The sequence below is a fragment of the Rubrivivax gelatinosus IL144 genome, assembly GCF_000284255.1.
Taxonomy (GTDB): domain Bacteria; phylum Pseudomonadota; class Gammaproteobacteria; order Burkholderiales; family Burkholderiaceae_C; genus Rubrivivax; species Rubrivivax gelatinosus_A.
This window is the reverse complement of record NC_017075.1, coordinates 1,266,643-1,284,655: the sequence shown is the minus strand read 5'-3', so window position 1 is coordinate 1,284,655 and position 18,013 is coordinate 1,266,643. Positions and strand designations below refer to the sequence as shown.

Sequence of the window (18,013 nt, the reverse complement as noted above, 5' to 3'; positions counted from 1 at the left end):
GGTCGCAATCAAGCGATCAACGCCACCTATGTAGACCAGTTCCTACACAGCACCAGCGGGGCGCGCGAAGCACCAGAAGCGGTCAGCGATTTTGGGGTTTCCCCTAGAGGCCTAGGGGTCGGCATGGTGGGGGCGTGATGCAAAATTATGAATTCAGATCCCGCCCTCGGCCCCGCCGACCACCCTGCCCCGTTCGCCCGTGGCCGACGTTCCGCACCGCACCGATGCCCCGCCGCTGTCGCCCCGCGCCCTCTACGAGGAAGTCGCGGAGCGTCTGCGCCAGCAGATTTTCTCCCGCCGGCTCGAGCCGGGCAGCTGGATCGACGAATTGCGCCTGTGCGCCGAGTTCGGCATCAGCCGCACGCCGCTGCGCGAGGCGCTGAAGGTCCTGGCCACCGAAGGCCTGGTGACGATGAAAGTGCGCCGCGGCGCCTACGTCACCGAGATGTCGAGCGCCGACGTCGCCCAGGTCTACCACCTGCTCGCCTTGCTGGAGAGCGACGCCGCGGCCAGCGTCGCCAGCAGCGCCGACGACGCCCATCGCGACCGCCTGCGCCGGCTGCACGCACGCCTGGAAACCGAGACCGGCGACCGCGACGTCTTCTTCGCGACCAACGAGGAGTTCCACATGGCGCTGCTCGACGCGGCCGGAAACCGCTGGGCGACGCAGGTCGTGACCGACCTGCGCAAGGTCATGAAGCTCAACCGCCACCATTCGCTGTTCAAGCAGGGGCGCATCGAGGAATCGCTGGCCGAGCACCGGGCGCTGGTCGACGCGATCCTCGCCCGCGACGCCGAGGCGGCGCGGCGTCTGATGCGCGAGCACTTCGACAACGGGCTCGCGGCCGCGGCTTGACCGCCGTTAGGCTCGGGTCAGATGCGCGGCACACACTCGCGCGACTCCACGACGAGGACCACCAGGCATGAAGATCCACGAATACCAGGCCAAGGAACTGCTGCGCGCGCACGGAGTACCCGTGCCGCGAGGCTATGCGGCGTTCACGGTGCAGGAGGCGCTGGAGGCGGCGCAGAAGCTCGGCGGCTCGGTGTGGGTGGTCAAAGCCCAGATCCACGCCGGCGGCCGCGGCAAGGGCGGCGGCGTCAAGCTCGCGCGTTCGATCGCCGAAGTCGAGACGCTCGCTTCGCAGATCCTCGGCATGCAGCTCGTCACCCACCAGACCGGCCCCGAAGGCCAGAAGGTGCGCCGGCTGCTGATCGAAGAAGGCGCCGACATCCAGAAGGAGTACTACGTCGCCGCGCTCACCGACCGCGCGACGCAGAAGGTGGCGCTGATGGCGTCCTCCGAAGGCGGCATGGACATCGAGGAAGTGGCGCACGCCACGCCGGAGAAGATCCTCAAGGTCTTCGTCGACCCGCTGGTCGGCCTGACCGAAGCCCAGGCGCGTGAGCTGGCGGTGGGCATCGGCGTGCCCGAGGCCAGCCAGGCGCAGGCGGTGGACGTGTTCCAGAAGCTCTACGCCTGCTACATGGCCAGCGACGCCAGCCTCGCCGAGATCAACCCGCTGATCCTCGAAGGCCACGGCGGCATCAAGGCGCTGGACGCGAAGTTCAACTTCGACGCCAACGCGCTGTTCCGCCACCCCGAGATCGTCGCCTGGCGCGACCTCGACGAAGAGGACCCGGCCGAGGTCGAGGCCAGCAAGTTCGACCTCAGCTACATCAGCCTGGACGGCAACATCGGCTGCCTGGTCAACGGCGCAGGGCTGGCGATGGCGACGATGGACACCATCAAGCTCTTCGGCGGCGAGCCGGCGAACTTCCTCGACGTCGGCGGCGGCGCGAGCGCCGAGAAGGTCACCGAGGCCTTCAAGATCATGCTGAAGAACCCCGAGGTGAAAGGCATCCTCGTCAACATCTTCGGCGGCATCATGAAGTGCGACACCATCGCCGAAGGCGTCATCGCCGCGTGCAAGGCGGTGAACCTGCAGGTGCCGCTGGTGGTGCGCATGAAGGGCACCAACGAGGACCTGGGCAAGAAGATGCTGGCCGACAGCGGCCTGCCGATCATCAGCGCCGACACGATGGCCGAAGCGGCCACCGCCATCGTCGCCGCCGTCAAGTAACTCGCCGAGAGCACCCGCATGAGCATCCTGATCAACAAGGACACCCGCGTCATCACGCAGGGCATCACCGGCAAGACGGGCCAGTTCCACACCCGCATGTGCCGCGACTACGCCAACGGCCAGAACTGCTTCGTCGCCGGCGTGAACCCGAAGAAGGCCGGCGAGGACTTCGAGGGCATCCCGATCTACGCCAGCGTCAAGGAAGCGGCGGCGCAGACCGGTGCCACCGTCAGCGTCATCTACGTGCCGCCGGCCGGGGCCGCGGCCGCCATCTGGGAAGCCGTCGAAGCCGAGCTGGACCTGGCGATCTGCATCACCGAAGGCATCCCCATCAAGGACATGCTGGAAGTGCGCAACAAGATGAAGGCCAAGGAGGCCGCCGGCGGCAAGAAGACGCTGCTGCTGGGGCCGAACTGCCCGGGCACGATCACGCCCGAGGAGATCAAGATCGGCATCATGCCGGGCCACATCCACAAGAAGGGCCGCATCGGTGTCGTCAGCCGCTCGGGCACGCTGACCTATGAAGCCGTGGCGCAGCTCTCCGAACTGGGCATCGGCCAGAGCAGCGCGGTGGGCATCGGCGGCGACCCGATCAACGGGCTCAAGCACATCGACGTGATGCGGCTGTTCAACGAGGACCCGGACACCGACGCGGTGATCATGATCGGCGAGATCGGCGGCCCCGACGAAGCCGACGCGGCGCGCTGGTGCAAGGAGCACATGAAGAAGCCGGTGGTCGGCTTCATCGCCGGCGTCACCGCGCCGGCGGGCAAGCGCATGGGTCACGCCGGCGCGCTGATCTCCGGCGGCGCCGACACGGCGGACGCCAAGCTGGCGATCATGGAGGAGTGCGGCTTCACGATCACGCGCAACCCGTCCGAGATGGGGCGGCTGCTGCAGAAGCTGATCTGAGCGGCGCCCTCCACGCTCCAGCACGAGGCCCGGCGAGTCCGGGCCTCGCCGTTTTCAGCCCGCCTCGGCGCGCACGCGTTCGAGCGCGGCCGGCATCGCCTCGCGCAGCACCACGGCCAGCGGATGCGGGCTGGTGCCCAGCGGGTGGCGCAGCGTGTCGGCGCCCAGTTCGGCGAAGGACGGCGTGATCGCCCAGCGCCTCGCGGCGCGGCCGAAAAGCCGGTAGGCGCGGCGTTCGAGCGCGGTCGCGAAGGCCTCGCTCGGCGCGGCGAACTCGACGCCGGAGCGGTCGAGCAGGTTCAGCGTCGCGGTCCAGCCGCTGTCGTGCAGCAGGCCGGTGAGGTAGGCGTCGAACACCGGCACCGCCTCGGCACGCAGCGCGCATTCGGCGGCCAGCGCCTCGGCGTGGGTCCACAAGCGCGCGCCGGCGGCGCGGCTCCAGGGCCCGGGCGCCTGGTCGTAGATCGGCTTGAGCACGACGCGCGCGATGACGGTGTGCAGGCCCTGCACGCCGATCAGCGAGATCGACTGCTGCAGATCGGACGCCTCGCCGCGGCCACGGTAGTAGGCGCTGCCGGCGAGCTTGAGCACCTCGGCGCTCAGCACCGCGTCGCGGGCCACACGCTGGGCCATCGCCGCGACCGGCAGTTCGTCGCCCTGGCGCAGCATCGCCAGCAACTGAGGCACCAGCGCCGCGGCACGCGGCAGCAGGTCCTCGGGCAAACCGGGCTGCGCGAGCACGGCGTCGATGCGCGCGAGCGCGGCGGCCTCGTCCGCCGACGGCCCGGCACCGGACGGCGCGTCGGCCGCAAGCAGCCAGCAGGCCAGCGGAATGGAAAACGCCGCCGGAGCCGGCGGCGTGGAAGCCGACGGAGCGGCCGGCGCTGAAGGCAGATCCGCCGCTCGCGGCGCCTCGCGGCGCCGCGGCGCGAACAGCCGCGCCAGCCAGCTCATCGTCTGCGGGTCAGCGCTTGTCGAGCGGCGGCACGTCGCGGCGCTGCGAGCCGACGAAGAGCTGGCGCGGACGGCCGATCTTGTACTCGGGGTCGCCGATCATCTCGTTGAGCTGGGCGATCCAGCCCACCGTGCGCGCCAGCGCGAAGATGGCGGTGAACAGCGACACCGGGATGCCGATCGCGCGCTGCACTATGCCCGAGTAGAAGTCGACGTTCGGGTAGAGCTTGCGGGCGACGAAGTACTCGTCTTCCAGCGCGATCTTCTCGAGCGACATCGCCAGCTTGAACAGCGGGTCGTTCTCCAGGCCCAGCGCGCCCAGCACCTCGTGGCAGGTCTCACGCATCAGCTTGGCGCGCGGGTCGTAGTTCTTGTAGACCCGGTGGCCGAAGCCCATCAGCTTGACGGAGGAGTTCTTGTCCTTCACCTGCTTGATGAACTCGCCGATCTTCTCGACGCCGCCGTTGCGCTGGATGTCCTCCAGCATGTTCAGCGCGGCCTCGTTGGCGCCGCCGTGCGCCGGGCCCCACAGGCAGGCCACGCCGGCGGCGATGGCCGCGAACGGGTTGGTGCCCGAGCTGCCGCACAGGCGCACCGTCGAGGTCGAGGCGTTCTGCTCGTGGTCGGCGTGGAGGATGAAGATGCGGTCCATCGCGCGCACCAGCACCTCGTTGGGCTCGTAGTCCTCGCACGGGGTCGCGAACATCATGCGCATGAAGTTCCCGGCGTACGAGAGCTTGTTGCGCGGGTAGACGTAGGGCTGGCCCTCGCCGTACTTGTAGGCCATCGCGACCAGCGTCGGCATCTTGGCGATCAGGCGGATCGCCGCGATCTCGCGGTGGCGCGGATCGTTGATGTCGGTGCTGTCGTGATAGAAGGCCGACAGCGCCCCGACCAGGCCGGTCATGACCGCCATCGGGTGGGCGTCACGACGGAAGCCGCGCAGGAAGAACTGCATCTGCTCGTGCACCATCGTGTGCTCGGACACGAGCTTGTGGAAGTCCTGCTGCTGCTGCGCGTTCGGCAGCTCGCCGTAGAGCAGCAGGTAGCAGGTGTCCAGGAAGTCGCACTGCGTCGCGAGCTGCTCGATCGGATAGCCGCGGTACAGCAGCTCCCCCTTGTCACCGTCGATGTAGGTGATCGTCGACTGGCAAGACGCCGTGCTGAGGAAGCCCGGGTCATAGGTGAACTTGCCGGTCTGGCCGTAGAGCTTGCGGATGTCGATGACATCCGGGCCGATGCTGCCCTTGTAGATGGGCAGATCCATGCTCGGGCTGCCGTCCGAGAACGACAGGGTGGCTTTCACGCCGGAGGGGGTCATGTCGAGGCCTTTCTTGAGCTCAGGCGGAAGCAGGGAGGGTGGGCCGACGCATCTGCGCCAGCACCTCGTGCACTTCAGGGCGATCCAGCTCGCCCTGCAGCTCTCGACGGCCGAGCAGCAGGTCAAGCAGATCGTTGTCCGGCAGGTCCATCAGGGCCATCAGCCCCTGGGCCTGCCGCTTCGTGATCGTCGCCTCGTGATCACGGAAGAAACGTTCGACGAAGAGGTCGTTTTCCAGCAGGCCTCGGCGGCAGCGCCAGCGCAGCCGGCCGAGATCGGTAGGGTCCAGACGTTCGTCCATGAGCCGTAGTCGCTTTTCTTGTCTCAGATGGCGCGGCGAACCATCATTTCTTTGATCTTGGCAATCGCCTTCGTCGGGTTCAGCCCCTTCGGGCAGACGTCGACGCAGTTCATGATCGTGTGGCAGCGGTACAGGCGATACGGGTCCTCGAGGTTGTCGAGGCGCTCGCTCGTCGCCTGGTCGCGGCTGTCGGCGATGAAGCGGTAGGCCTGCAGCAGGCCGGCCGGGCCGACGAACTTGTCCGGGTTCCACCAGAAGCTCGGGCAGGCCGTCGAGCAGCTGGCGCACAGGATGCACTCGTACAGGCCGTTGAGCTCCTCGCGCTCCTCGGGCGACTGCAGCCGCTCGGTCTCGGGCGGGCGCTCGTCGTTGATCAGGTACGGCTTGATCGAGTGGTACTGCTTGAAGAAGTTCGTCATGTCCACGATCAGGTCGCGGATCACGGGCAGGCCCGGCAGCGGGCGCAGCACGACGGTGCCCGGCAGCGTGCGCATGTTGGTCAGGCACGCGAGGCCGTTCTTGCCGTTGATGTTCATCGCGTCGGACCCGCACACGCCTTCGCGGCAGCTGCGGCGGAAGCTGAGCGACGGGTCGACCGCCTTCAGCTTGAGCAGCGCGTCCAGCAGCATGCGTTCGCTGCCGTCGAGCTCCACCTGCAGCGTCTGCATGTAGGGCTTGGCGTCCTTGTCCGGGTCGTAGCGGTAGATCTGGAACGTACGGAGCGTCATGGGAGAAACCTGTGCCTTAGAACGAACGGACCTTGGGCGGAACGCTGTCGACGCTCAGCGGCTTGAGGTTCACCGGCTTGTAGTCGAGCCGGTTGCCTTCGCTGAACCACAGCGTGTGCTTGAGCCACTCCTCGTCGTTGCGGCCGTTCGGGTGTTGCGGGGTGTCGCCGTAGTCGTTGACGGTGTGCGCGCCGCGGCTCTCGTGGCGGGCGGCGGCCGAGACGATCGTCGCCTGCGCGGCCTCGATCAGGTTGTCCACCTCCAGCGCCTCGATGCGCGCGGTGTTGAACACCTTGCTCTTGTCCTTCAGGCCGATGTGCTTGACGCGTTCGGCGATCGCGGCGATCTGCACCACGCCTTCGTCCATCACGGCCTGCGTGCGGAACACGCCGGCGTGCTGCTGCATCGACTTGCGGATGTCGTTGGCGACGTCCTGGGCGTACTCGCCCGAGGTCGAGGCCTCCAGGCGCGCCAGGCGCTCGAGCGAGCGGTCGGCGGCGTCGGCCGGCAGATCCTTGTGGTTGCGGCTCGCCAGCGCGCTGGCGACGATGTGGTTGCCGGCGGCGCGGCCGAAGACCAGCAGGTCCAGCAGCGAGTTCGTGCCCAGGCGGTTGGCGCCGTGCACGCTGACGCAGGAGCACTCGCCCACCGCGTAGAAGCCGTTGACCACCGCGTTGGGCGTGCCGTCCTTGGGCACCACGACCTGGCCGTGGATGTTGGTCGGGATGCCACCCATCTGGTAGTGGATGGTCGGCACCACGGGGATCGGTTCCTTCGTGATGTCGACGTTGGCGAAGTTGTGGCCGATCTCGTAGACCGAGGGCAGGCGCTTGAGGATGGTCTCGCCGCCCAGGTGGGTCATGTCGAGGTTGATGTAGTCCTTGTTTGGACCGCAGCCCCGGCCTTCCTTGATCTCCTGGTCCATGCAGCGCGAGACGAAGTCGCGCGGCGCGAGGTCCTTCAGCGTCGGCGCGTAGCGCTCCATGAAACGCTCGCCGTTGGCGTTGCGCAGGATCGCGCCTTCACCGCGGCAGCCTTCGGTCAGCAGCACGCCGGCGTTGTGCACGCCGGTCGGGTGGAACTGCCAGAACTCCATGTCCTGCAGCGGCACACCCGCGCGCGCGGCCATGCCCAGGCCGTCGCCGGTGTTGATGAAGGCGTTGGTGCTCGCCGCGTAGATGCGGCCGGCACCGCCGGTCGCGAACAGCGTGCACTTGGCCTGCAGCACGTGCACCTCGCCGGTCTCCATCTCCAGCGCGGTGACGCCGAGCACGTCGCCTTCGCTGTCGCGGATCAGGTCCAGCGCCATCCACTCGACGAAGAAGTTGGTGCGCGCCTTGACGTTCTGCTGGTACAGCGTGTGCAGCATCGCGTGGCCGGTGCGGTCGGCCGCGGCGCAGGCGCGCTGCACCGGCTTCTCGCCGTAGTTCGCGGTGTGGCCGCCGAACGGACGCTGGTAGATCGTGCCGTCCGGGTTGCGGTCGAACGGCATGCCGAAGTGCTCGAGCTCGTAGACGACCTTCGGCGCCTCGCGGCACATGAACTCGATCGCGTCCTGGTCGCCGAGCCAGTCGGAGCCCTTGACGGTGTCGTAGAAGTGGAAGTGCCAGTTGTCCTCGGACATGTTGCCGAGGCTGGCGCCGATGCCGCCCTGGGCCGCGACGGTGTGCGAACGCGTCGGGAAGACCTTGGACAGGACGGCGACGTTGAGGCCCGCGCGGGCCAGTTGCAGCGAGGCGCGCATGCCGGAACCGCCGGCACCGACGATGACGACGTCGAACTTGCGCTTGGGAAGATGGGCGAGGGCCATCGTCAGAGTCTCCAGAGCACTTGCACGGCCCAGCCGGCGCAGCCGACGAGCCAGACGATGGACAGCACCTGCAGGGTCAGCCTGACGGCTGCGGGCTTGACGTAATCCATCCAGATGTCGCGGATGCCGATCCAGGCATGCCACGCGAGCGACACGATGACGACGAAGGTCAGCACCTTCATCCATTGCGCCGAGAAGATGCCGGCCCAGCGGTCGTAGCCGAGCGGGCCCGGCGCGAGCAGCTGAACCAGCAGCACGAAGGTGAAGACGGCGATCACCGCGGCGGTGATGCGCTGCGCGAGCCAGTCGCGCGCACCGTAGTGAGCGCCGACGACGAGGCGCTCGGGACCGTAGTTCTTGGACATGGGAGAGGACCTCAGTACAGGCCGAACAGCTTGGCGCCCAGCAGCGCGGTGAGCGGCAGGCTCAGCGCGAGCGTCACGATGGCCGAGGAACGGCCCTTCTCCTTGGAGTAGGCGTGCGAGACGTCCATCCAGAGGTAGCGGATGCCGGCGATGAGGTGGTGCAGATAGGCCCAGATCAAGGCCAGCACGACCAGCTTGACCAGGAAGGCGGGAACGAACCAGACACCGGCGACGAAGGCCGAGGTGAAGGTGTCGAACGAGATCTCGGAAGTGAGGCTGTTGTCGAACAGCCAGATGACGAAGGGCAGCAACAAGAACATCAGCGCACCGCTGATGCGGTGCAGGATCGACACGAAACCGGCGAGAGGCAGCCGGTAGCTGGCGAGCTGCGTGATGTGGATGTTGCGATAGACCGGGCGTTGGGTACTTGCCATGGGGGTTGTCCTGTTCGTTCGCACCGGCGTCGCTGCTTTGCGGCAACGCAAAGAGTCTAATTCCAGCGCGGCAGGCTTACACGGAACTGGGCGGTTCAGGAAAGCTCGTTGCGGTAGTGGTGGGAAGACGTGTTGTAAAGCCCGCGCCGCAGTTCGACGGGCCGGTCTCCATAGGTGAACGACAAACGCTCGACCGACAGCAGCGGAGCGCCCAGGGGCACCGCCAGCGCCTCGGCCTCCTCCTCTGCCGCGCCGACGGCGCGGATCTTCTCTTCGGCCCGGATCATCCGGACCCCGAACTCGGTTTCGAACAGACGGTACATCGGCCCGCGCCAGCCTTGCAGGCGTTCGATGCTCAATCCCTTGAACGGCGTGCCGGGCAGCCAGATGTCGTCGAGCACGACCGGGCGGCCATCGGCCAGCAGCAGGCGGCGAAGCTGGACCGCGGTTTCGCCGGATTTGAGCTCCAGCGAACGCGCGACGTCCAGCGGCGCGCGCATGCGGCGGCAGTCCAGCAGCCGGCGCTGCAGGCTGCCGGCGCCGCCGTCGTCGGGGCGCAGGCGCAGGAAGCGGTACTGCACGCGCTCCTCGGCATGCGTGGCGACGAAAGTGCCCTTGCCCTGGCGGCGGATCAGCAGGTTCTCGGTGGCCAGCTCGTCGATGGCCTTGCGCACCGTGCCCTGGCTGACTTTGAATCGTGCCGCCAGCTCCATCTCGCTGGGGATGGCGTCGCCGGGCTTCCACTCGCCCGTCTCGAGGCTGCGCACGAGCAGACCCTTGATCTGCTGGTACAACGGGCTGAAGGACGGAGTGGGTTCGGCGACCGGGGCGGCGTCGGGCATGGCTCGATTGTCTTACATAAGACATAAGAGTGGTGTCAGCGCCGTCGCTAAAATGTCCAACGCCTCGACCAACACCCCATCCTGAGGAGCCTCCCCATGAGCAAGAAGCCCGTTCGCGTGGCCGTTACCGGCGCCGCCGGCCAGATCGGTTACGCCCTGCTGTTCCGTATCGCCTCGGGCGAGATGCTGGGCAAGGACCAGCCCGTCATCCTCCAGCTCCTCGAACTGCCGATCGAGAAGGCCCAGGAAGCGCTGCGCGGCGTGATGATGGAACTCGAGGACTGCGCCTTCCCGCTGCTGGCCGGCATGGAAGCCCATTCCGACCCGATGACCGCCTTCAAGGACACCGACTACGCGCTGCTCGTCGGCGCCCGTCCGCGTGGCCCCGGCATGGAGCGCGCCGACCTGCTGGCCGCCAACGCCCAGATCTTCACCGCCCAGGGCAAGGCGCTGAACGCCGTCGCCTCGCGCGACGTCAAGGTGCTGGTTGTCGGCAACCCAGCCAACACCAACGCCTACATCGCGATGAAGAGCGCGCCGGACCTCAAGCCCGGCAACTTCACCGCCATGCTGCGCCTGGACCACAACCGCGCCGCCAGCCAGATCGCCGCCAAGACCGGCAAGCCGGTGTCGGCCATCAAGAAACTGGCCGTCTGGGGCAACCACAGCCCGACGATGTACGCCGACTACCGCTTCGCGACCATCGACGGCGCCTCGGTCAAGGAAACGATCAACGACCAGGTCTGGAACCAGGACGTGTTCCTGCCGACCGTCGGCAAGCGCGGCGCGGCGATCATCGCCGCACGCGGCGTGTCCTCCGCCGCTTCGGCCGCCAACGCCGCGATCGACCACATGCGCGACTGGGCCCTGGGCACCAATGGCGAATGGGTGACGATGGGCGTGCCCAGCAACGGCGAATACGGCATCCCCAAGGACGTCATGTTCGGCTTCCCGGTCACCTGCGCCAACGGCGAATACAAGATCGTCGAAGGCCTGCCGATCGACGAGTTCTCGCAAGCCTGCATCGACAAGACGCTGGCCGAACTGATCGGCGAGCGCGACGGCGTCCAGCACCTGCTCTGACGCATCGGGCGGGCGCTTGCGCGGAACGCGCCGCGCCCCCAACAATCGACGGCGCCCGGCAACGGGCGCCGTTTTCGTTTCCACGACTGGAAGACGCGATGACCGAGCTTGTCCACCCCCGCCAGGCGCTGTTCGACCCCGACGAACTCGTCGCCCCCGCCCTGCCGGTCTGCGACCACTACAGCGGCGTCGAGGCGCGCATGAGGAAGAGCCTGGCGCTGCAGGCCGAACTCGGCCCGATCTTCGACGTCACGCTCGACGGCGAGGACGGCGCGCCGGTCGGCGGCGAACTCGAGCACGCCGAGCTGATGGCCGAGCTGGTCGCCGGGCCGGACAACCGCTACGGCCGCGTCGGCATCCGGCTGCAGGCCATCGACCACCCGCGTTTCGAGCAGGTGGCCGAGCTCGTCGTCGGCCGCGTCGGCGCTCGACTGGCCTATCTGATGATCCCCAAGCCGCGCGGCCTGGCCGACTTCGAACGCGCCGCCGCCGTCGTCGACGAGGCCGCCCGCCGCCACGGCCTGGCGCGCACGATCCCGCTGCACGCGATGGTCGAGACCCACGGTGCGCTGCGCGAGGTGCAGGCCCTGGCCGCGCACCCGCGCGTCGAGTCGCTGTCCTTCGGGCTGATGGACTTCGTCTCGGCGCACCGCGGCGCGATCCCGCAGAGCGCGATGGGCGTCGAGGGCCAGTTCGAGCACCCGCTGGTGCTGCGCGCCAAGCTCGAGATCGCCGCCGCCTGCCACGGCTGGGGCAAGGTGCCCTCGCACTGCGTCGTCACCGAGTTCAAGGACGAGAAGGCGATCGCCGCGGCCGCCGAGAAGGCCGCGCGCCGGCTGGGCTACACGCGCATGTGGAGCATCCACCCGTCGCAGATCCGGCCCATCGTCGACGCCTTCGCGCCGACCACCGCCGAGGTCGACCAGGCGATCGAGATCGTGTTCGCCGCCCAGGCCGCCGGCTGGGCGCCGATCCGCCACCGCGACACGCTGCACGACCGCGCCAGCTACCGCTACTTCTGGCAGGTGCTGGAGCGTGCCCACCAGACTTCCGCCCGCGACGGCGCGCAGCTGCCCGCCGAGGTGCGCCGCGCCTTCTTCGCCGACGCCTGAACCGTGCCGTCGATCACCCCGAGCCTCACCTCAAGTCTTATATAAGACATAAAATACAGGAGGCGAGGCCGGGGGCCCGCCCCGAAACCCGCCCTGCCGCAGGAGAACGCCCGTGCTGACCGCCTATCGCCAACATGCCGCCGAACGCGCCGCGCTCGGCATCCCGCCGCTGCCGCTGGACGCCGCGCAGACCGCCGCGCTGATCGAGCTGATCCAGAACCCGCCCGCCGGCGAGGAAGCCTTCCTGCTGGACCTGCTGACGCACCGCGTACCGCCGGGCGTCGACGACGCCGCCAAGGTCAAGGCCTCGTTCCTGGCCGCCGTCGCGCACGGCGACCTGAAGGTCGGCCTCGTGTCCAAGGCCAAGGCCACCGAGCTGCTGGGCACGATGGTCGGCGGCTACAACGTGCATCCGCTGATCGAACTGCTGGACGACGCCGAGGTCGCCGACGTCGCCGCCGCGGGCCTGAAGAAGACCCTGCTGATGTTCGACTACTTTCACGACGTCGCCGAGAAGGCGCGCGCCGGCAACGCCCGGGCCAAGGAAGTCATCCAGTCCTGGGCCGACGCGGAGTGGTTCACCACCCGCCCCGAGGTGCCGAAGTCGATCACCGTCACCGTCTTCAAGGTGCCCGGCGAGACCAACACCGACGACCTGTCGCCAGCGCCCGACGCCTGGAGCCGCCCGGACATCCCGCTGCACTACCTGGCGATGCTGAAGAACACGCGCCCGGATGCGGCCTTCAAGCCCGAGGAAGACGGCAAGCGCGGCCCGATGGCCTTCATCGACGCGCTCAAGGCCAAGGGCCACCTCGTGGCCTACGTCGGCGACGTCGTCGGCACCGGCTCGTCGCGCAAGAGCGCGACCAACAGCGTCATCTGGGCCACCGGCCAGGACATCCCGTTCGTGCCGAACAAGCGTTTCGGCGGCGTCACGCTGGGCGGCAAGATCGCGCCGATCTTCTTCAACACGCAGGAAGACTCTGGCAGCCTGCCGATCGAGGTCGACGTCTCCAAGCTGGAGATGGGCGACGTCATCGAGGTCCTGCCCTATGACGGTAAGCTGCTGAAGAACGGCGAGACCGTCGCCGAGTTCCAGCTCAAGAGCGAAGTCCTGCTCGACGAGGTGCGTGCCGGCGGCCGCATCAACCTGATCATCGGCCGCTCGCTGACCGCCAAGGCGCGCGAGTTCCTGGGCCTGAGCGCCTCCACCACCTTCCGCCTGCCGGTCGCGCCGAAGGACAGCGGCCGCGGCTTCACGCTGGCGCAGAAGATGGTCGGCCGCGCCTGCGGCCTGCCCGAAGGCCAGGGCATCCGCCCGGGCACCTACTGCGAGCCGCGCATGACCACCGTCGGCAGCCAGGACACCACCGGCCCGATGACGCGCGACGAGCTGAAGGACCTGGCCTGTCTGGGCTTCAGCGCCGACCTCGTGATGCAGAGCTTCTGCCACACCGCCGCCTACCCGAAGGCGGTCGACGTGAAGATGCACCGCGAGCTGCCGCAGTTCATCTCCAGCCGCGGCGGCGTCGCGCTTCGCCCGGGTGACGGCGTCATCCACAGCTGGCTCAACCGCCTGCTGCTGCCCGACACCGTCGGCACCGGCGGCGACAGTCACACGCGTTTCCCGATCGGCATCTCGTTCCCGGCGGGTTCGGGCCTGGTCGCCTTCGGCGCCGCCACCGGCGTGATGCCGCTGGACATGCCCGAATCGGTGCTGGTGCGCTTCAAGGGCAAGATGCAGCCCGGCGTGACGCTGCGCGACCTGGTGCACGCGATCCCGCTGTACGCCATCAAGGCCGGCCTGCTGACCGTCGAGAAGAAGGGCAAGAAGAACATCTTCAGCGGCCGCGTGCTCGAGATCGAGGGCCTGCCGGAGCTGAAGGTCGAACAGGCGTTCGAACTCTCCGACGCCTCGGCCGAACGTTCGGCCGCCGGCTGCACGATCAAGCTCGACCAGGCGCCGGTCATCGAGTACCTGAAGAGCAACGTCGTGCTGATGAAGAACATGATCGCCGACGGCTACCAGGACAAGCGCACGCTGGAGCGCCGCATCCAGGCCGTCGAGGCCTGGCTGGCCAAGCCGCAGCTGCTGGAAGCCGACGCCGACGCCGAGTACGCCGCGGTCATCGAGATCGACCTCGCCGACATCAAGGAGCCGATCGTCTGCTGCCCGAACGACCCGGACGACGCCAAGTTCATGTCCGAGGTCGCCGGCACGAAGATCGACGAAGCCTTCATCGGCTCGTGCATGACCAACATCGGCCACTTCCGCGCCGCGGCCAAGCTGCTGGGCGGGGCGCGCGACATCCCGGTCAAGCTGTGGGTCGCGCCGCCGACCAAGATGGACCAGAACGAACTCGTCAAGGAAGGCCACTACGCCACCTTCGGCACCGCCGGCGCGCGCACCGAGATGCCCGGATGCAGCCTGTGCATGGGCAACCAGGCGCAGGTGAAGGAAGGCGCGACGGTGATGTCGACCTCGACGCGCAACTTCCCCAACCGGCTGGGCAAGAACACCAACGTCTTCCTCGGCTCGGCCGAGCTGGCCGCGGTGTGCTCGCGCCTGGGCCGCATCCCGACGCTGGCCGAGTACCACGAGGCGATGGGCATCATCAACCAGGACGCCGCCAGCGTGTACCGCTACATGAACTTCGACCAGATCGCCGAATACGCGGAGACGGCGAAGACGGTCGCGGTCTGACCGGACACGCTCCGCATGAAGGCCCGCCGGCGATGGCGGGCCTTTTTTCTTGTGCCGCCGATGACACCGCGCGCCGGGGCGGCATCACGCGGTTTGTTACCCTCGCCGTTTTCGCCCCAACGTGCCGTCGCGCGGCCCGCCGCCGCGGCGCACCCCGAGTCGTGATCCGTCCGTCCTTCGCCACCGGCCCCGCCCTGCCCATCCGCCTTTCCGCCCCGAGGTCCTGATGACGCCGCTGGTGAAGAAGATCGCGCTCGGCGCGGGCGCCGTCGTCGGCGCGCTGGTCCTGCTGTTCATCGCCTCGGTCGTCTGGTACTCGACGCGGCTGCCGCCGCTGGACGAGGTGCTGGACTACCGCCCGCGCCAGCATCTGCAGGTGTTCACCGCCGACGGCGTCGAGATCGCCGAGTTCGGCAGCGAGCGCCGCGTCTTCGTGCCGATCGACAAGGCGCCCAAGCTGATGCAGGACGCGGTGCTGGCCGTCGAGGACTGGCATTTCCGCGAGCACGGCGGCATCAGCGGCCGCGCGCTGCTGCGCGCGCTGTGGGCCAACCTCACCGGCGGCATGCCGCAGGGCGCGAGCACGATCACGCAGCAGGTCGCACGCACCTTCTTCCTGTCGACCCGGCGCACGCCCGAACGCAAGATCAAGGAAGCGCTGCTGGCGCTGGAGATCGAGCGCCGGCTGTCCAAGGACCAGATTCTCGAGCTCTACCTGAACCAGATCTACCTCGGCCAGCGCGCCTACGGCTTCGGCGCCGCAGCCCAGGTCTATTTCGGCAAGGATCTGGACGAGCTCGACGTCGCCGAGGCGGCGATGCTCGCCGGCCTGCCGCAGAACCCGGGTTACGCGAACCCGATCACCAACCTCGAACGCGCCAAGCGCCGCCAGGCCATCGTGCTGCAGCGCATGCTGGACACCGGCGTCATCGACGAGAAGACCTACCGCAAGGCGCTGGACGAGCCGCTGGCGGTGCGCAAGCCCGGCGAGGTGGAGGTGCACGCCGCGCACGTCGCCGAGATGGCGCGCCAGGCGGTCGTCGAACGTGTCGGCGACAAGGCCTACACCCAGGGCATCCGCGTCTACACCTCGCTGCGCGCCGCCGACCAGGAAGCCGCGTACAAGGCGCTGCGCCGCGCCGTCATCGCCCACGAGTCGCGCCAGGCCTGGCGCGGCCCGGAAGGCCACGAGGACCTGCCCGCCGACGGCGACCTCGAACGTGCCGCCGCCCAGGCGCTGCGCGACCACAACGACGACGAGGACCTGCGCGTCGCCGTCGTCACCTCGGCCAACCCGAAGGAAGTGGTCGCCGTGCTCGCCAGCGGCGAGACGGTGCGCGTCACCGGCGCCGGCCTGCGTGCCGCGGCGCCCGGGCTGCAGCCCAAGGCCAAGGAGGCGCTGGCGATCACGCGTGGCTCGGTGATCCGGCTGGCCGGGCGCACGCGCGGCGAGCGCACCGAGTGGAGCATCACCCAGTGGCCGCGCGCCGAAGGCGCGTTCGTCGCGCTGGACCCGAAGACCGGCCGCGTGCGCGCGCTGGTCGGCGGCTTCGACTTCAGCGCCCAGCAGTTCAACCACGTGACCCAGGCCTGGCGCCAGCCGGGTTCGTCGTTCAAGCCCTTCCTGTACTCGGCGGCCTTCGAAGCCGGGCTGATGCCCGACAGCGTCGTCGACGACGAGCCCTGGAGCGGGACCGACGCCAACGGCAACCCCGGCGGCTGGGATCCGAAGAACTCCGACGGCCGCTACGACGGCCCGATCACGCTGCGCGAGGCACTGACGCGCTCCAAGAACCTGGTCAGCGTGCGCGTCGTGCGCCACGTCGGCATCGCCGAGGCGCTGCAGTGGACTTCGCGATTCGGCTTCGACCCCAAGCGCCAGCCCGACAACCTGACGCTGGCGCTGGGCGCCGGCAGCACGACGCCGATGCAGCTGGCCAGCGCCTACGCGGTGCTCGCCAACGGCGGCTGGCGCGTGACGCCCACCGTCATCGAGCGCATCGCCGACGCCGACGGCAAGACGATCTGGCAGGCGCCGCCGCCGCCGGCGCTGGACGAGGAGTCACGTGCCGTGCCGGCGCGCAACGTGTTCCTCGTCGACAGCCTGCTCAACGACGTCGCGCGTGTCGGCACCGCGGCGCGCGCCCAGGCCAGCCTCAAACGCCCCGACCTCTACGGCAAGACCGGTACGACCAACGACGCGGTCGACGCCTGGTTCGCCGGCTTCCAGCCGAGCGTCGTCGCGGTCGCGTGGATCGGCTACGACGAGCCGCGCAGCCTGGGCAGCGGCGAGTCCGGCGGCGGCCTGGCGCTGCCGGTCTGGATCGACGCGATGCAGGTGATGCTGCGCGGCGTGCCGGTGACGATGCTCGAGCCGCCCGAAGGCGTGGTGCGCGGCGCGCAGGACTGGCGCTACACCGAGTGGGCCGAGCACGCGCCGGTGGCCCGGCTGCACGACGGCGGCGAGGTCGAGGCCGGGGCCCCGGCGGCGTCGGCTGCCGCGTCGGCACCGCCGCCGGTCGCGGCCTCGGCGCCCGCGCCGGCCTCGGCCGCCTCGCGCTGAATCAGGGCTGGACGGTATCGAACTGCCCGTAGGCGTGCGCCATCCAGAGCTTCAGGCGCTGGCGCTCCATCATGCCCAGGCCGGGGCCGTCGATCGCCGAGACGTTCTTCGCCGCCCAGAAGCTGGCGTTGCGCGCGTCGATCTTCTGCACCACGGCGTCGTGCAGCCGGCGCAGCGAGACGACCTTGGCGCCCAGGCCCAGCGCGCGTTCGAGCTGGCCTGAGCGTTCGAGCTGGCCGAAGTCGTCGCCGCGCAGCTCGTTCTTGACGATCACGTACTGCACACGCTGGCCGAAACGCTCCAGCAGCCGCGCCAGCAGGTCGACCGAGTCGCGGCCGCTGTCCATCACGTGCCAGGCGTAGAGCGCGATGCCCGACAGGTCGGCCATGTCGAGCACGCCGGACTCGTCCATCCAGCGCACCAGCGGCTCCTGGGTCTGCGCCGCCAGGTCGACCAGCACGCGCCGGCCGGGCTGCTCGACGGCGGTCTCGACGATGCGGTCCAGCGCCTCGTAGCGGTCGATCAGCGCCGGCGACGCGTACTCGGCATAGAAGCGCAGCAGCGCGCCGTGCGAGCGGTCGGTGTCGAAGCCGACGAACGGCAGTTCGTGGTCGATGAAGTACTGCGCGAGCAGCCGCGAGACCATCGACTTGCCGACGCCGCCCTTCTCGCCGCCGATCAGATGGATCTTGGAGACCTCTTGGGTCTGCAGGGTGGGCACGTCTTCCATGCGGACGATTGTGCCGCCGGGCCTACGCACAACGCCGTATCGGGGAGAAACCTCACGCTGCGTACACTGG

16 protein-coding genes are annotated in these 18,013 nt (G+C 68.8%); 7 read left to right on the top strand and 9 right to left on the bottom strand.

Annotation, left to right across the window (positions count from 1 at the left end):
- Positions 1–199 precede the first annotated feature (199 nt).
- From RGE_RS06040 to sucD, 3 genes are all read left to right on the top strand, one after another.
- Complete coding sequence (locus RGE_RS06040; RefSeq protein WP_014427447.1) at positions 200–856, top strand: GntR family transcriptional regulator; 657 nt, start codon at positions 200–202, stop codon at positions 854–856.
- Between the two features lie 67 nt (positions 857–923).
- On the top strand, positions 924–2,084 hold the full coding sequence (gene sucC / locus RGE_RS06035) for an ADP-forming succinate--CoA ligase subunit beta (RefSeq protein WP_014427446.1): 1,161 nt from the start codon (positions 924–926) through the stop codon (positions 2,082–2,084).
- An 18-nt stretch (positions 2,085–2,102) separates the two neighbouring features.
- Positions 2,103–2,996, top strand: a complete 894-nt coding sequence (gene sucD, locus RGE_RS06030; protein WP_014427445.1) for a succinate--CoA ligase subunit alpha — start codon at positions 2,103–2,105, stop codon at positions 2,994–2,996.
- A 54-nt stretch (positions 2,997–3,050) separates the two neighbouring features.
- Here sucD and RGE_RS06025 read toward each other — a convergent pair whose 3' ends face one another.
- The 8 genes from RGE_RS06025 to RGE_RS05990 form a co-directional block, all read right to left on the bottom strand.
- On the bottom strand, positions 3,051–3,950 hold the full coding sequence (locus RGE_RS06025) for an HDOD domain-containing protein (RefSeq protein WP_014427444.1): 900 nt from the start codon (positions 3,948–3,950) through the stop codon (positions 3,051–3,053).
- 10 nt (positions 3,951–3,960) lie between these two features.
- Complete coding sequence (gene gltA, locus RGE_RS06020) at positions 3,961–5,271, bottom strand: citrate synthase (protein ID WP_014427443.1); 1,311 nt, start codon at positions 5,269–5,271, stop codon at positions 3,961–3,963.
- A gap of 19 nt (positions 5,272–5,290) precedes the next feature.
- Positions 5,291–5,572, bottom strand: a complete 282-nt coding sequence (locus RGE_RS06015; RefSeq protein ID WP_014427442.1) for an FAD assembly factor SdhE — start codon at positions 5,570–5,572, stop codon at positions 5,291–5,293.
- 23 nt (positions 5,573–5,595) lie between these two features.
- Positions 5,596–6,300 carry a succinate dehydrogenase iron-sulfur subunit gene (locus RGE_RS06010; RefSeq protein ID WP_014427441.1) on the bottom strand — a complete coding sequence of 235 codons (705 nt, stop codon included), beginning with the start codon at positions 6,298–6,300 and terminating at the stop codon, positions 5,596–5,598.
- 16 nt (positions 6,301–6,316) lie between these two features.
- Positions 6,317–8,110 carry a succinate dehydrogenase flavoprotein subunit gene (gene sdhA, locus RGE_RS06005; RefSeq protein ID WP_014427440.1) on the bottom strand — a complete coding sequence of 598 codons (1,794 nt, stop codon included), beginning with the start codon at positions 8,108–8,110 and terminating at the stop codon, positions 6,317–6,319.
- A gap of 2 nt (positions 8,111–8,112) precedes the next feature.
- The gene (gene sdhD / locus RGE_RS06000) at positions 8,113–8,475 is read right to left on the bottom strand and encodes a succinate dehydrogenase, hydrophobic membrane anchor protein (RefSeq protein WP_014427439.1); all 363 of its coding nucleotides are present in this window, start codon (positions 8,473–8,475) and stop codon (positions 8,113–8,115) included.
- An 11-nt stretch (positions 8,476–8,486) separates the two neighbouring features.
- Positions 8,487–8,909 carry a succinate dehydrogenase, cytochrome b556 subunit gene (gene sdhC / locus RGE_RS05995; protein WP_014427438.1) on the bottom strand — a complete coding sequence of 141 codons (423 nt, stop codon included), beginning with the start codon at positions 8,907–8,909 and terminating at the stop codon, positions 8,487–8,489.
- A gap of 95 nt (positions 8,910–9,004) precedes the next feature.
- Positions 9,005–9,751 (bottom strand): GntR family transcriptional regulator, encoded by a 747-nt coding sequence (locus tag RGE_RS05990; RefSeq protein ID WP_014427437.1) that lies wholly within the window; start codon positions 9,749–9,751, stop codon positions 9,005–9,007.
- Positions 9,752–9,847: 96 nt separating this feature from the next.
- Between RGE_RS05990 and RGE_RS05985 the strand changes: the two genes are divergently transcribed.
- The 4 genes from RGE_RS05985 (at position 9,848) to RGE_RS05970 (ending at position 17,213) form a co-directional block, all read left to right on the top strand.
- Entirely contained in the window at positions 9,848–10,834 is a 987-nt protein-coding gene (locus RGE_RS05985; RefSeq protein WP_014427436.1) for a malate dehydrogenase, read from the top strand.
- Positions 10,835–10,932: 98 nt separating this feature from the next.
- Positions 10,933–11,946, top strand: a complete 1,014-nt coding sequence (locus RGE_RS05980; RefSeq protein WP_014427435.1) for an HpcH/HpaI aldolase/citrate lyase family protein — start codon at positions 10,933–10,935, stop codon at positions 11,944–11,946.
- A 112-nt stretch (positions 11,947–12,058) separates the two neighbouring features.
- Positions 12,059–14,650, top strand: a complete 2,592-nt coding sequence (acnB, locus tag RGE_RS05975) for a bifunctional aconitate hydratase 2/2-methylisocitrate dehydratase (protein WP_014427434.1) — start codon at positions 12,059–12,061, stop codon at positions 14,648–14,650.
- A 226-nt stretch (positions 14,651–14,876) separates the two neighbouring features.
- Positions 14,877–17,213, top strand: coding sequence for a penicillin-binding protein 1A (locus tag RGE_RS05970; RefSeq protein WP_014427433.1), 2,337 nt, complete (start codon positions 14,877–14,879; stop codon positions 17,211–17,213).
- 1 nt (position 17,214) lies between these two features.
- On the opposite strand, the gene RGE_RS05965 is transcribed toward RGE_RS05970, so the two are convergent.
- Positions 17,215–17,943, bottom strand: a complete 729-nt coding sequence (locus tag RGE_RS05965) for a P-loop NTPase family protein (RefSeq protein WP_014427432.1) — start codon at positions 17,941–17,943, stop codon at positions 17,215–17,217.
- Positions 17,944–18,013 lie beyond the last annotated feature (70 nt).